Source organism: uncultured Fibrobacter sp. (assembly GCF_947305105.1).
In the GTDB taxonomy this organism is placed as follows: Bacteria; Fibrobacterota; Fibrobacteria; order Fibrobacterales; family Fibrobacteraceae; genus Fibrobacter.
Genome location: NZ_CAMZCS010000029.1, coordinates 1 through 15,583, shown reverse-complemented (window position 1 = coordinate 15,583; position 15,583 = coordinate 1). Strand labels below are relative to the sequence as shown.

The 15,583-nt window shown below is 45.3% G+C and carries 9 protein-coding genes; 8 read left to right on the top strand and 1 reads right to left on the bottom strand.

Annotation, left to right across the window (positions count from 1 at the left end; translation table 11 throughout):
- Positions 1-144 precede the first annotated feature (144 nt).
- Genes Q0Y46_RS11720 through Q0Y46_RS11705 form a run of 4 tightly spaced genes read left to right on the top strand, consistent with a single transcriptional unit; the run spans position 145 to position 4,984 of the window.
- Positions 145-1,002 (top strand): TIGR02147 family protein, encoded by an 858-nt coding sequence (locus Q0Y46_RS11720; RefSeq protein WP_297947575.1) that lies wholly within the window; start codon positions 145-147, stop codon positions 1,000-1,002.
- On the top strand, positions 999-1,823 hold the full coding sequence (locus tag Q0Y46_RS11715; protein ID WP_295679805.1) for a hypothetical protein: 825 nt from the start codon (positions 999-1,001) through the stop codon (positions 1,821-1,823). The genes Q0Y46_RS11720 and Q0Y46_RS11715 overlap by 4 nt, the downstream gene beginning before the upstream one ends.
- Before the next feature lie 17 nt (positions 1,824-1,840).
- Complete coding sequence (locus Q0Y46_RS11710; RefSeq protein WP_297947572.1) at positions 1,841-3,388, top strand: FISUMP domain-containing protein; 1,548 nt, start codon at positions 1,841-1,843, stop codon at positions 3,386-3,388.
- Between the two features lie 48 nt (positions 3,389-3,436).
- A complete protein-coding gene (locus tag Q0Y46_RS11705) occupies positions 3,437-4,984 on the top strand; it encodes an FISUMP domain-containing protein (RefSeq protein ID WP_297947570.1) in 1,548 nt (515 codons plus the stop codon).
- Positions 4,985-5,047: 63 nt separating this feature from the next.
- Here Q0Y46_RS11705 and Q0Y46_RS11700 read toward each other — a convergent pair whose 3' ends face one another.
- On the bottom strand, positions 5,048-6,166 hold the full coding sequence (locus Q0Y46_RS11700; protein ID WP_297947568.1) for an ATP-binding protein: 1,119 nt from the start codon (positions 6,164-6,166) through the stop codon (positions 5,048-5,050).
- Between the two features lie 209 nt (positions 6,167-6,375).
- On the opposite strand from Q0Y46_RS11700, the gene Q0Y46_RS11695 reads away from it, so the two are divergent.
- The 4 genes from Q0Y46_RS11695 to Q0Y46_RS11680 all read left to right on the top strand — a co-directional run.
- Entirely contained in the window at positions 6,376-7,227 is an 852-nt protein-coding gene (locus Q0Y46_RS11695) for a TIGR02147 family protein (RefSeq protein ID WP_297947566.1), read from the top strand.
- Between the two features lies 1 nt (position 7,228).
- On the top strand, positions 7,229-9,346 hold the full coding sequence (locus tag Q0Y46_RS11690) for an FISUMP domain-containing protein (RefSeq protein ID WP_297947564.1): 2,118 nt from the start codon (positions 7,229-7,231) through the stop codon (positions 9,344-9,346).
- Between the two features lie 11 nt (positions 9,347-9,357).
- Positions 9,358-11,985, top strand: coding sequence for an FISUMP domain-containing protein (locus Q0Y46_RS11685; RefSeq protein ID WP_297947562.1), 2,628 nt, complete (start codon positions 9,358-9,360; stop codon positions 11,983-11,985).
- A gap of 380 nt (positions 11,986-12,365) precedes the next feature.
- Positions 12,366-15,583, top strand: a 3,218-nt coding sequence (locus Q0Y46_RS11680; protein WP_297947560.1) for an InlB B-repeat-containing protein, incomplete at its 3' end; no start/stop codon positions are given.

Here is a 15,583-nt window from a genome sequence, read left to right as displayed (position 1 = left end):
GGGGTCTTTTTTCTGTGTTCCTGGAACACATGATTGTGTTCTGGATTGCTGAATTTTAATTGAAAAAATAGAAAAATGGTAAAATTTGAACAAAAATGCAAAATTTGTGTTCCCAATAACATTTGTTAGGTTATATTTAATAGCATGAAGGAAATCGTTGAATATACAGATTATCGCAAGTTCATCCAGGATTACTACGATGAACGTAAGCGCAGCTCGGCATTTACCTGGCGCGATTTTGCACGCGATGCAGGCTTCTCGTCGGCGGTTTACTTGAAGTATGTTTGCGAAGGAAAGAAGAACTTGAGTGTCAATGCCGCCGGCTCGGTTGCGAATGCCATGGGGCTCGCGGGTTTTGAACAGACCTATTTCGTGTTGATGGTCTCGTATGCCCATGCGAAGAGCGATGCGGCGAAGCGTGTCGCCTTCGAGGAACGCTGTGCTCTGGCCCAGGCGCACAAGGTACATGTGCTCGGGAAAGAGGAGTTTGACTATTTCAAGTCGTGGAAAAATCCGGTGCTGCGCGAACTGGCTCCGCACATGCCGGGGGCGCGGCCTCTCGAGATGGCCCGCACCTGCAGGCCGGTGATAACCGCCGCCGAGGTGAGCGAGACGCTTGATTTGCTGGTGAAGATGAAACTCCTGAAGAAGGACAAGAACGGAAACTATCACCAGACGGAAAAATCGGTGGCGATTGGAACTGCCGAGGCTGTTCCTGTCGCGGCGAGAGATTTGCAGCGCCAGATGGGGGAATTTGCGATAAAGGCTTTGGACCTGCCGCTGTCGGAGCGCGAAATGTCGGGGATGGTCTTGGGCCTGACGCGACGTTCTTATGACCGCATTCGCAAGGAACTTGAGGATTGCCGCCGCCGTATCACGGCAATCGCCACAGAAGAAAATGAAACGGAATATGTTTACCGATTGAACATGCAACTTTTCCCGATGAGCGGACGCTTAGGGACGGGGAAGAAAAGTGTATTGAATAAGGAGGACAAAAAATGAAGAGGTATGTTTATAAAGTGTTTGGAGAATGCTTGGTCTTTACATTGGCTTTTGCCATTTTGTTGGGCTTTGTGGTCGCCTGTTCCGGTGATAAAGATGTCGCTGGGGGCTCCTCCGTGGATTCGGGGGTTATCGCCATTACGAACAAGCAGATTGCTGGCGTGGCGCAGAAGGGCCCGTTTGTGAAGGGCTCCAATATTGTCCTCAAGGAAACTTCGGCGGCTGGAAACCTTAAACCCACGGGCAAGGAATTTTTTGCCACGACACGTAGCGACTCTGGCGATTTCGTGATTGATGATATCAACCTGGAAAGCCAGTATGTTAGGCTGACGGCGACGGGGTATTATAAAAGAGAATCGACGGGCGAAAATTCGGAATGCCAGGTCCGTCTCAATGCGTTGTCTGATGTTAGCAATAGAGATCGTGTAAATATCAATGTGTTTACACATTTAGAATATGCTCGCGTTCTGAAGCTGATTGAAAAAGGAATGCCTTTCCGCGAAGCAAAAAAACAGGCCCATACAGATTGGTTGAATGTTTTTGATAAAAAGCATCTTGATGAGGATTTTGAGGATTTGGATGTCAATGGGAGTAAGCCTGATGATGAAGCGTTGAGGCTGCTTAGCTCATGGATTGATAATTGTGCTTTTAATGAAGATATCCCTTCTGACAAGCGATGCGCTGTGGGGCAGAATTTCGTCGATGCCTTTGCCGACTCCTTTGCCAAATCGGGTAAATTGCCTTTTGATTTAAATGTTAAAGACTTTCCAAAGAATGCGATGAGGCTCTGTGACTATACGTTAAGTAGTTATTTTGAATAATGATTAAGGAGGAAAAAATGTTTAGAAAGGGTTATTATGTTTTTGCGCTGCTTGTCGCCGGAATTTTCCTGGCCGCTTGTGGCATGGATGAAACCAGTTCGGGTGAACCTGGATCGACAAGGACCATCTACGGGACTTCGCAAAAGGGACCGTTTGTAAAGGGATCCGAGGTGACCCTTTATGGGATGGACGAAAATTTGCGCCAGACGGGTGCTCATTTTTCCACAAAAGTCAATAACGATAAGGGCGATTATTCGTTGAAAAAAATCAATTTGGACGATCGCTACGCCTGGCTCAATGCGAATGGCTTCTATATCGATGAGGTGACTGGAGAAAAATCCGCCCAGAAGATTTCGTTGAACAGCCTCGTGGATTTGCAAGACCTTGATCATGTCAACATCAACGTTTTGACTCATTTGGCCTTTGACCGCATTCGTTACTTGGTCAAGCAGGGTAAGCCCGTCGACGAGGCGAAACGGCAAGCTGAAAAAGAGGTGATGGCCGCTTTTGGGTTCTCGGAAGAAACGGAGGCATTTGATCAACTTGATATTCTAGGCAATGGTGAGGACGATGCTAAACTTCTGGCGATTTCTTTGATAATGCTTACTGCCAGAGATATGGGCGAAATTACTGATCGTTTGGCAACGATTGCACTGGATATAGAAACAGATGGCGTTTTGGATGATACGACCTTGATGGAGAAAATCAAGAGGTTTGTTTCTCTTTATGATAACGAAGGTTTTTATGCAAAGGCACGTCAGAATCTAATTGGTATGAATGCAGCTAAAATTCCCGACTTCGAAAAGTATATCAAACTGTATGTCTCTCCTGGGGTTTCAATAGGGGAGAATTGTAATAACCAGGATGAAGTTGTGAATAAAGTCCAAATTAGAAATGGGAAAATTATCCAGCCCGAAAAGTTAATTTGCCGTGATGGTGTATGGAAAACTTATATGGGATACAGGGAGGAAGGTCAGCCCCCTGTGGATACCACGGGAAAATATGGTTCCTTCGTAGATGAACGGGATGGTCGTGTCTACAGGACGCTAGATGTTAAATTAAAGAATGGCGATACGGTTACTTGGATGGCTAGCCTCTTGGAATACGAACCAGAATTTGGGGAAAGAGAATGGGGCTATGCTCCTGGAGTGGGCCGATATTATTCTACATCTCAACTTCTGAATATTCCATGTGATAATTGTGCGAACGACTCGTTGTATAAGATTTTTGAACAAATTATAGATCAAAGACCGCATCAAGGAATCTGTCCCGATGGATGGCATATTCCCGGACCTGATGAAGCGGAGAACCTGATGGATGCAATAAGGAATGATTACGAAACCCGTGAACTTTTTGTTTATTTGCAGTACGAAGAAGAAGTGATTCATGGCGTGTATCCTGACGAAGATATCCCACATTACGCCATCTTTTTAAACTACTCTGCCGTGTTCTCTAGTTATTATGGTGAAGTCTTTGCTATTTGGGACATTAATGGATTCGATAATTCTGCAGGTATATGGATTAATGGTGCTGTGACATATCCCGTCCGCTGCGTGAAAAACTAGGATGTTTTTGACTTTCCTAATTGACGAATAATGATTAAGGAGGAAAAAATGTTTAGAAAGGGTTATTATGTTTTTGCGCTGCTTGTCGCCGGAATTTTCCTGGCCGCTTGTGGCATGGATGAAACCAGTTCGGGTGAACCTGGATCGACAAGGACCATCTACGGGACTTCGCAAAAGGGGCCGTTTGTAAAAGGAACCGAGGTGACCCTTTATGGGATGGACGAAAATTTGCGCCAGACAGGTACACATTTTTCCACAAAAGTCAATAACAATAAGGGCGACTATTCGTTGAAAAAAATCAATCTGGACGATCGCTACGCCTGGCTCAATGCGAACGGCTACTATATCGACGAGGTGACTGGAGAAAAATCAACCCAGAAGATTTCGTTGAACAGTCTTGTGGATTTGCAAGACCTTGATCATGTCAACATCAATGTCCTGACTCATTTGGCCTTTGACCGCATTCGTTATCTGGTCAAGCAGGGTAAGCCTGTTGACGAGGCAAAACGACAAGCTGAAAAGGAAGTGATGGCCGCTTTTGGGTTCTCGGAAGAAACGGAGGCATTTGATCAACTTGATATTCTAGGCAATGGTGAGGACGATGCTAAACTTCTGGCGATTTCTTTGATAATGCTTACTGCCAGAGATATGGGCGAAATTACTGATCGTTTGGCAACGATTGCACTGGATATAGAAACAGATGGCGTTTTGGATGATACGACCTTGATTGGCCAAATAAAGAAAGATGTTTCCATGGCTAATCATGATTCCGTTTATAACGTTGTAAGCCAGAACCTAATAAATATGGGGACGACCAAAGTTGCTGATTTTCAAAAACATCTTAATTCGTTTGTTGTTCCTTGGGATTCGACATGGGGGCTCTGGATCCGTTGTGGCGATTATGATGGGGTCAGGGCTGTAACATATGATAAAATGGGGTACAGCCATTATATTTGCCGTGATGGAGAATGGAAGAGATATTATGGAGCTAGAGATGAAGGCGATGCTCCTGTAGATACCGCAGGGAAATATGGTACCATGGTGGATAAAAGAGACGGCCGGGCCTATAAGACTTTGGATATCAAAATGAAGGACGGCAAGACCGTTACTTGGATGGCGAGCCTTTTGGAATACAGTCCTTCTTTTAATTATAGCAATGTAAAGTTCTGTGAAAATGATCCGTCTCAAAGATATTGTGTCACCAAAGAAGACAGAAATTATGGATCGGTAGAGTGGATTTTGGGTAATGAGCCTGGAATTGGCAGAGAATATCCTATCTGTATGATTTTGAATCTCTCCGATAGTGGAAAGTGTACAATTGAAGGATTGAATTCGGACATCATAGATCGTGTGGTTGATGGAGAAAAATATCAAGGAATTTGCCCCGATGGTTGGCATCTTCCTAGTGAGAAAGAATGGAATGAATTGGTGGAAATTATGGAGGGTGATTATAGGATTGATGAACTATTGCGGTATACTCAGTATAGGGAAAATGAATATTTCGTTACCTCCACTAGTTGGTCTCTTTACAATAACTATCAACTTATTAAAGAAAAATATGACTTTGGAGTTGTTGTCCGTTGTGTGAAAGATTAGGATGAATTCGACTCACACTCTCTCTTCGAGGCCTTGCCAGGAAACTGGCGGGGCCTTTTTTTGTTATAGTGATTCCATCCAGCGGGACATGAATACGTTGTAGACGCTGTAGTTTTTTCCGTTTAAATCGCTTTGTTCTAGCAGCAGTTCTTTTTCGACGAGGGTAGTAAGGATTTTTTTTGCGGTCGCACTGCTGCCTATCCTGTATTTCATTAGGAATGCGCTTGCGGTTGGCTGTCTTACGGAGCCTTCCTTGGCTACCGCGATTAAGAATTGCCACTGCTTTTCGGTAAGCAGGTTGCGACGTTCAATGAAATTGGTGATTTCAAGCCGTATAATACTTGATGCTACGTTTTTTACATTTTCCAACGAAATTTTATTAGAAGATTCCGCAAATACTTGGTTACATACAAATTGCGTATAGTAAGTATGCCTTTTTGTCCAATCCAGGATAAAATCAACGGCATCGTCGTCAATGTTTTTTCCGGCTTTTTTGAAAAGACTTGTGATAAATGCCTTGTATTTCTCTAAATCAATTCGGTCGATATAGACCGTCCTGGAACTTTCGTAAAAAGGTTTCTTCGCATTGGTGAACATATCTGCCATTAAATGTTTTTTGCTGCCACAGAAAATGAATTTTACATAATGGAGTTGCTGGATGTAGGTCCGCAGTAAGGCTTCGATATTTGTTTCCTTGAATTCACGAATTTGTTGAAATTCGTCTATGGCGAAAATAATCTGTTTCCCTTGCTTTTCAAGAAAGTCAAAAATTGTTTTTAACGTTGGCGTTTTTTGCGAATCTGTCTGGAAGGATAGAGAAACCTGAGGTGCTCCGGAAATAGGGTCGTAGCTAAGAAGCGGTCGCACGTTTTTGAGAGCGATGAAGAATTTTTTTATCAAGGAGTCGCTGGCCATGGAACTTACGATGGCTTCGGATAAAATTTTGATAAAGTCCTCTAGGCACTGAGCCGAAAAAATGTCGGCATAAATGCATGTATAGTTATTTTCTTGGAGTGTGTCGAAGGTCCTGAAAATGAGCCCAGTCTTGCCGTAACGCCGTGGGGAAATCAATGTGACATTTGATCCGTTGGTCAAAAGGGAAACTATGTCCATAAGCTCTTGTTCGCGATCGCAAAAGCGTTCTTTTGTTGTGTAGGGCTCTAGAGAGAATGGATTTTCCATAATGACCTCATTTAACTTTTAGTAAGTTGCTCTTAGTAATATACCAAAAGTTTTATAAAACGTCAATAGGGGAAACTCCTGTATTCTGGGAATACGCTGTTTGTATTCTGAAATGATGAAATTTGATAAAAACGCAAAAATTGGTAAAATCTGCATAAAAACGCAAATTTTGTATTCCGTTTTTGCATTGAATGCCTATATTTATAGACATGAAGGAAATCGTTGAATATACAGATTATCGCAAGTTCATCCAGGATTACTACGATGAACGCAAGCGCAGCTCGGCGTTTACGTGGCGCGATTTTGCACGTGACGCCGGGTTCACTTCGCCGGTATACCTGAAATATGTCTGCGAAGGGAAAAAGAACTTGAGTGTCGGCGCTGCCGGCTCGGTCGCGAACGCCATGGGGCTTGCGGGGTTCGAGAGCACCTATTTTGTGCTGATGGTTTCTTATGCGCACGCGAAGAGCGACAAGGCGAAGCGTGCGGCTTTCGAGGAACGCTGTGCGCTGGCACAGGCTCACAAGGTCCGTGTGCTGGGGAACGAGGAGTTCGATTATTTCAAGTCGTGGAAAAATCCGGTGCTGCGCGAGATTGCTCCGCACATGCCGGGGGCGCGGCCTCTCGAGATGGCGCATGCCTGCAAACAGAAAATATCCGCGACGGAAGTTTCCGAGACGCTGGACTTTTTGATGAGGGCTGGCCTCCTAAAGAAAGACAAGGACGGGAACTACGTGCAAACGGAAAAGTCCATCTCGATGGGACCCGTGGACGCCGTGCCGGTGGCTGCCCGCGAAATGCAGCGCCAGATGGGGGAGTTCGCCGTGAAGGCTATGGACTTGCCGCTTTCGGAACGTGACATGTCCGGGGTGACCATGGGCATCACGCGCCGGGCCTACGAGCAGATAAAAAAGGAAATTGCGGATTTCCGCCGCCGCATTGTGGCAATCGCTTCGGCAGACGACGATACGGAACAGGTGTACCGCCTGAACATGCAACTGTTCCCGCTGAGCGAAAGATTTACAACAAAAAAAGATGATAAACTGAACGGAGTGGAATAAAATGAAAAGTATGGTACAAAAGAAAATAGGGATGGGGGTGTTCTCGGTTTGGGCTCTTGTCTCGATGTCGCTGTTTGTGGCGGCTTGTTCCAGCTCCGCTGAAAAGAGTATCGCGGGTGGCACTACGGAAGATGCCGGAATTGTGGCAATCACCGATAGGGTTGTTTCGGGCGTGTCGCAGAAGGGCCCGTTCTTGGTGGGGACTTCGGTGACTATCCAGGAACTTGATGGGCAGACTCTGGATCAGACAGGAAAGAGCTTTAAGTCAAGCATCAAGAACGACAAGGGTGAATTTACCGTGAAGGGAGTGAATCTTGTTTCGCAGTATGCCTTGCTCGAAGTGAATGGCTATTATCGTAACGAAGTTACCGGACAAAAATCGGGAGGGATGATTATTCTGAACGCTTTGACTAACTTGCAGTCCCGTGATCATGTGAACGTGAACTTGGTTACGCATCTAGCGACAGGGCGTATCTTGAAACTGGTGCAAGAAGAGGGAAAATCCTTTAGCGATGCAAAAAAACAGGCAGAACAGGAAGTCTTGGCTTCGTTCGGGATAACGGCTAGTATGGGGAGTTCCGAGGATCTGGATTTGTTTACAGGTGAGGGCGGTGCTGCACTGCTTGCAATAAGTGTGCTGATGCAAAGGGATGTGTCCGAAGCCGATTTTTCTGAACGGATTGCGCTTGCTGCGATGTCGTTTGCCGATAGTGGCGTTTGGGCCGGTGCCGACAAAGCTGAGGTAGCTGATTGGGCGTTCAATGTTTATGCAAGGTTCCAGGGCTCCACGAGTGCACAAGGAATAAACGTATTGGCGGAAGCTCGTAATTACGTAGAATCTTGGAATGATGGGGATTCCGTTCCGCCATTTGAGAAGTATATATACAATTTTTGGGTGAATGAATACGGGCTTGGATCGTGCAGTGAAAAAAATCTTTATGCGATTCAAACTAACACAAACAAAATGAGCAAATATTACAAGTATGAGTTCTCATGTTATAAAGAGGGTTGGGAACTCGTTCGTGTGACTAGGGGAGATGATGGCTACCTATATAGATCCTTTAAGGAGGATAAATATTTATGGAGTGCTGAAAATTTAAGGAAAACCAATACGTCAAAGGGAACGTGCTACGATTTGGAAAAATCTAATTGCGAAACGTATGGAGCATTGTTTAAACGAGATGAAGCGATTTCTGCGTGTCCGGATGAATCTTCCCTGCCGACATTTAAAGATGTTCAGAGGCTTCTGAATAAATATGGGGGGGACGGCAAAAAGGTCGCAAAGGAATTGCGTGCAGAGGATGGGTTTCATGCTTTAAATGGGGGATGGTATGATGGAAATGAATTTGTTGGCAAGGATGAAATGGCTGTTTTTTGGCTTCGTTCGTGGGGCTTTGAAAAAAAAGGCTTCTTTTTCTTGAAAATAGATTCAAAGGGCGCAAGAATTGAATTCATGGAAGAAGATGAAAATGTTGTTGTACAGGCGTCTGTTCGCTGTCTTGGTGATGATAGAATAGATGATAGTGAAAGCGAATCTATTGACGAAACAATGGTTTACCGTGACCGGAGAAGTAAATGGGGTGATGAATTCTATGATCTTGTTGACATTGAAGGGAATATATGGATGGCTACAGATATGGCTTACTATTTTTATGAGAGTGACGATAATTTAATCTATCCATGGGACGAAGCGAAACGTGCATGCCCCGAGGGGTGGCACTTACCCAGTCGTCAGGAATGGAATGACTTGCTGATGCTTGTTGCCGATAGTAGCCGGGGAATAAAAGAGGGTGAGACGGAATATTATGGTGTTGACTATAAATTGATGGGGGATGCCAATGATTGGATAGACGATTACTATCAAGATGATTATGATGGTATCGGTAATATAGCTGACTTTGCTTTTGTGGGACCACATAATTTATATGGTTTTAATGTTCACCCTTATCTTTACGATCGTTCACATGCCTTCTTTTGGACGAGTTCCGATGCTACAGAAGAAGACAAATCTGCGGAGAGTGCGACCCATGCTTATGCGGTGAGTATAGGTCTGGATAGTGTGAAGATTGTTTTGCATGATAAACAGACGCAGAATGCCGTGCGCTGTATTAAAGGCTAATGGAGGGATACATGAATTGTAAATGGATAGCACTGGTTATGGTTTTTGAAGTGCTGCTTGCGGGTTGTTCCGAAGACGGTACTTTCAATGGTGGAGAATCTTTTCTCAGTATTGAGGGGGTTTCTCAGAAAGGGCCTGTCTTGGTAGGTTCGTCTGTGGTGGTACAGGAACTGGATAGCGCTACTCTATTGCAGACGGGGAAGACTTTCAGGGGTAAGGTGGTGAATGACAACGGGGCGTTCTCTATTGAAAAACTGGGATTAAACTCGCCTTATGTTTTGCTCGAGGTTGATGGTTATTTCCACAATGAAGTTACCGGGCAGAAGTCAAAGGGGCCGATATTTATGAAAGCCCTTGCCGATATTAGCGAACGGCCCCAGGTGAATGTGAACTTGTTGACGCATCTAGAATTTGAACGCGTCCAGGTCTTGTTGGAGGGGGAGAAAATACCTGTTGCGGAGGCTAAACGTAAGGCGGACCGTGAAATTTTTGCGGCATTCTATGACGAGGGTGATTACGACAATGTTGAAAATTTGGACATTTTCGGAGATAGCGAAGGCGATGCGGCTCTCTTGGCTATAAACGTCTTGCTGCTCGGGAACGTAAGCGAAGCGGAGTTCATGGAACGTTTTGCCAAGTTGGGGGGAGATTTGGCCGAAGACGGTGTATGGGACGATTCTTTGCTCAAGGGAGAGATTGCGGATGATGCGTGCTTGATGGACCTTTCCGGAAAACTATCAAATGTGCGCGAAAATATGAAGGGCTGGCATATTAAAGATGACATCGTTGAATTTGAACCTTATGTCACTGCATTTTGGGAAAATTTGTATGGGCTAGGAAAGTGTGATGAGTCTAATCTGGGGAAAATCAAGACAGTCTCCTATGCTTCAAGTCTATTTGAGGGCAGGGATTTTATATGCGAAGAATCTGGGCGCTGGACTACGGATATAAAGGAATTTTCTGCTGGATGTTCTTCGTGTGGTGTTATGGTTGATCCGCGCGATGGTCACGAATACCGTACCATAAGAATGGGTGGACAGAATTGGATGGCGGAAAACTTGGCTTATGATAGATGGAGCTATGAACATATGAAATTCTATGATAAAGGGGAATTTCAGGGCTATTTGTATAGTGATATTGGTGAGTCGGCCTATTTATATAATGATCTTTGTCCAGAAGGTTGGCGATTGCCGTCTTCTCAAGATTTCGATTGGTTGCTAGAAGAAGTGGAGGAAAATGATTACAAGAACTTATTTTTTGAAAATGGGTGGAATTTGCATTTGGGAGGAGAAGACGAATCGGCCCCATATTTGGTTAACAACAAAGGTTTTTTCCCAGTGATTATATATACTTTTTCGGGAACAAGGTATTCGCTAAATGTAAGTTCGGATGTAGGCAGTTCTACGAATAGTTTTGGATGGGCCTTGGTACGTTGCATAGAGGCTGATCATGGAAATCTTGATGGATTGCCTAGATGCAGTGCAGAAAATGAAGGCGAAATAGATTCTGTTTTGAATACTGGGGATTTCTATAACCCCAAGTTTGGCCATACAATTTCATATTACAGGTGCGAACAGAAGTTCTGGAAAAATGTGGATGCAAGTGTTGGATGTGATACAGTTGGAGTATCGGTGGGCGATGTTTGTAAGATTCAGGTCTCTTGGAGGGGTATACAGTTTGGAAATGATTTTTTTGAATATTATGAATATCTGGGTGATGGAGAATGGAAATACTTTGATTCCCGTAATAAAATAAACGGGGAATGTTCTGCCGAAAATGAAGGTGAAAAGGAAATCATTAGCTACAAGCTCAATTCGGACATCAAAACGGAATATTATATCTGTAATGATCGTGGCTGGTCTCAGTTGATGAATGAAATCGATTATTTCTGCACGACGAAGAATACGGTTGTTGGTGATACATGCTCGTTAGAGTCATCCGATAGTACGCGACATTATATTTATTTGGATGACATTTATTATAATGGTTTAGATTATGATTCTGCGAATCAGTGGGTGGAAGCCACTGTTGACCCGGAATTGGGCTATTGTCCAATGTCAGTTTGGTATAGTGATTATTATGATGAGCATATGCGTTATGTCAAAAATGGTGAGGAATTTTATACTTGTGATGGTGGCGTATGGATGCAGGTCGGCTTTGTCCCGCATCAATATACGGATTCGCGTAAAGAGGGCCTGACCGACGAGGAATACGATGTTCTGGACTTGCCTAAAGAGGCTTCGGTAGGGGACCGTGCCGGTGGCTTGCTGGAGAACTGCTTCAATAATATGAAACTGGAGTTGGGCGGGCCGGATGAGTGGCGTTACGAAACGTATGATTACTGCTTGTCGCAAAATTATTACCGGTATCGCGGAGATGGCAGCTGGACGTTGGAAACGGAAGAAGATCTGATAAACGACAAATACTACAACGCACCTAGTGATTGCACTCCTGAATCGGAAGGTGCGGAATACAGCTATTTGCCCGGCTCGTATTTTCCGGGAAACAGCTACAAACGAATCGCCGTTCAACGCAACACCATAACGATGGCGGATGGATCTATTAAAGATGTATTTTATTGTGACGATGAAATTGTAGGGTTTGTTTTCGGCCGGTCCCAAAAAAGAGACCCTAATTAAATATGGTGTAAATAGTAGTTGTTAATTAGAGAAAAACTCTTTCAATCTACTTACCTTTATAATAAATGACCCGCAAAAGCGGGCCTTTTTCATGGCATGGTTATGGACAACTTGTCCAGAAAAATGAAGGAAATCAGCCTTGTAAAGGCATAAATATGTAAAAAAATAATTACAACGCTTTAAAAAGAGTGTGATTTTCGTCACTGTGAAAAATTTCACACTTTTTTCATAAAATCAAACCTTGAAACAAAATTACGAAAAAATTACATTTTCGCGCAAAACTAACCCTCAGAAGGTAAAAGATGAAAAAAACAATCCATGCTATTGCTGCACTTTCTTTAGTGTTAGCATCAACGTCATTCGCCATTAGCAAGGCGGATATGACTATCTTAGGCCAAGACTACGCCAAGGTTACGACTTGTGCGGATTTGGATCAAGTCCGTACTTGGACAAATAATGGCGAAGTTGTCAATGTCTTCGTGATGAATGACATTGATTGCGGTAACAAGAACTTTGCTCCGATTGGTCAATCCGAAATCAAAGCCTTCGAGGGCATTTTTGATGGTAACGGAAAGACGATTTCCGGGATGAACTTCACTGCGGTGACTAGTATAGATACGCTAAATCTGTCGGAAACCGTTGCTGGCTTCTTTGGTATAATTGGTAAAAAGGGCGTTGTCAAGAACATTACCATTAGTAAATCCAAAACGAATGTGACCTCTTCCAATTATGCGGGCATTCTTGTTGGTTTGAACTATGGTGTGATTGAAGGTGCCAAGACGACTAAGTCTGACACGGTGAAATCTTCGGGTGATGTCGGTGGCATTGCCGGTCGTAATGGTGGTTACGGCACGATGATTGGTTGCGAAAACCGTGCCACGGTAAAGGATGGGGCTAATGCTGGCGGTATTGCCGGTGCGAATACGGGTGCAATCAGCACTAGCATCAACTATGCTGCAGTATCCGGCACGATTGCCGGTGGTATTGTGGGAAACTCTCACTATAGAACGATACAGAAGGAAAAAATCACGCACGTTCCTGGCCGTATCGCGGCTTGTCAGAACCTTGGCTCTGTGAGTGGTTCGAAATATGCTGGTGGTATTGTTGGCGAAAACAAGGATGGTTCCATCAACAACTGCCGTAACGATGGCTCTGTTGCTGCTACTAATACTTACTGGACTGCTATTGCCGGTGGTGTTGTTGGCTATAGCTATTTTGATAATAATTCGAAATATGAGTCCGGTAATTACACTGCCGTGGTGTTGAACTCCTTCAGCACGACGAACTCTGTTACGGGTAAGACTGTGGGTGGTGTTGTCGGTAAGGTCGGAAACGAAAGTTCTCATAAGGACTATTCTAAGGTCGAAAACTGCTACTACGATTCTCAGGTTTTGTCTAAAGTCACAAAGGCGGTTGGTTCTGAAGACAATTCCACGATTACGACTGTTAAAGGCGAGACGACTGCCAACATGAACACTAATGAAGATTTTGTCCGTGTTCTGAACACTCAGAACGGCAAGATTGAATACACATTTGTTTGGCTCTTCGAATCTGGCAATTATCCGGTGCTTAACTTCTCGGGTTGCCATGGCAACTACAAGATTACGTTCGTGGTTAATGGTAAGGTTACTCTCGAAGCGACGACCGTTAAGGGCAAGATTGTCGAAGCGACTGTTGCCGACCCGACGGTCCCTGGCGCAGTGTTCCGCGGCTGGAAGGACGATCATGGCAACGTGCTGACTTCTGCTGAAGCTCAGACTAAGTTCTACACTCGTGCTGTGACTTACAATGCCGTGCTGAACGAACTGTTCGAAATCACCTTCGTTACCGATTACGGTGCGGAATTGGCCAAGAAGTCCTTCGAAAAGAACACCATGGTATTCTACTACGACGAAGAAAACGGCTCTGAAGTTCCGGCTGACCTCGAAACGGATTCCGCAACCTACAAGTTCACTGGTTGGGACAGACCGTTCGCTGCTGCTACCAAAGATACGACTTACACTGCTCAGTTCGAAAAGATTGCTAAGACCTTCACTGTGACGTTCTATGTCCAGGGCGAAACCTATGACGAACAGACCGTTGCTTTCCATGCTAACGCTCAGGCTCCTGCCGATCCGGTTGTCAAAGGCTTCCGCTTTGACGGTTGGGATAAGGAATTCACGGACGTGACGACCGACCTGGAAATTGACGCTCTCCTGACTGCGATGACTGAAGTCTGCTTCGTTACGGTTGACACCACTAAGTGTGACTCGGTCCCTGTGGATACGACGATTGTTATCCCGGATAATCCGCCTTCCAGCGACTCGCTCACTTGCGATGCCTGGTTGAATGGCGAAGTTGAACTCCATGCCGGTGACGAACTGACGATTGCTCAGCTGACGACTCTCGAAGCCAAGTGCTCCGTGAACAAGCTCGACGTGAAGTTCTTCGTTCTCGATAACATGATTGATTCCCAGAGCGTTGCCTATGGTACTGCCGCTCAGGCTCCGGCCGATCCGGTTGTTGAAGGCTATCGCTTTGAAAACTGGGATAAGGACTTCTCGTACGTGATTACCGCTCTCAATGTGAACGCCAACATGACCAAGATGACGACTGTTTGCGTCATCGCTCTCGGCGAAACCAAGTGCGAAGATGTTCCGGCTGACTCTACCATGCCAACTCCGGTTGTCCCGTCTAACGAAGACAGCACCTGCACGGAATGGACTGTTAATGGTGAAACCTTCACCGATTCTACCTTCATCGCTTCCGAAGTTCCTGAACTTGTGGCCAAGTGCCATGCTAACGAACTCATCGTGAGCTTCTATGTGGCTGAAGGCTCCAATGATGCTGCTCTCTTCAAGACCCAGAAGGTTGCTTACGAAGCTGCCGCTACCGACCCGAAGGACGAAGTCCTGGAATTCTATGGCGAAGGCTATCGTTTCGATGGCTGGGACAAGGACTTCTCGAAGGTGGTTGAAAACCTCGACGTTACGGGTAAGGTCACCAAGATGACGACTGTTTGCGTCATCGCTCTCGGCGAAACCAAGTGCGAAGATGTTCCGGCTGACTCTACCATGCCAACTCCGGTTGTCCCGTCTAACGAAGACAGCACCTGCACGGAATGGACTGTTAATGGTGAAACCTTCACCGATTCTACCTTCCTCGCTTCCGAAGTTCCTGAACTCTTGGCCAAGTGCCATGCCAACGCCTTCGACGTGAAGTTTGTCGCGTTCGACACTGTCCTCGTTGACAGCCAGCGCGTTGCCTACGATTCCAACGCCGTTGCTCCTGAAGTTCCTGCTTTCGAAGGATATCGCTTCGATGGTTGGGACAAGGAATTCACGAACGTCCAGTCTGACCTCATCGTGAATGCCAAGATGACTGCGGTTGTTGAATACTGCATCGTCGCCCTCGGCGAAACCAAGTGCGACACTGTTCCGGCCGATACGTCCATCACGACTCCGGTTGTCCCGTCCAACGAAGACAGCACCTGCACGGAATGGACTGCTAATGGTGAAACCTTCACCGCTGAATCCTTCACCGCTTCTGAAGTTCCTGAACTCGTGGCCAAGTGCCATGCCAACGCCTTCGACGTGAAGTTTGTCGCGTTCGACACCGT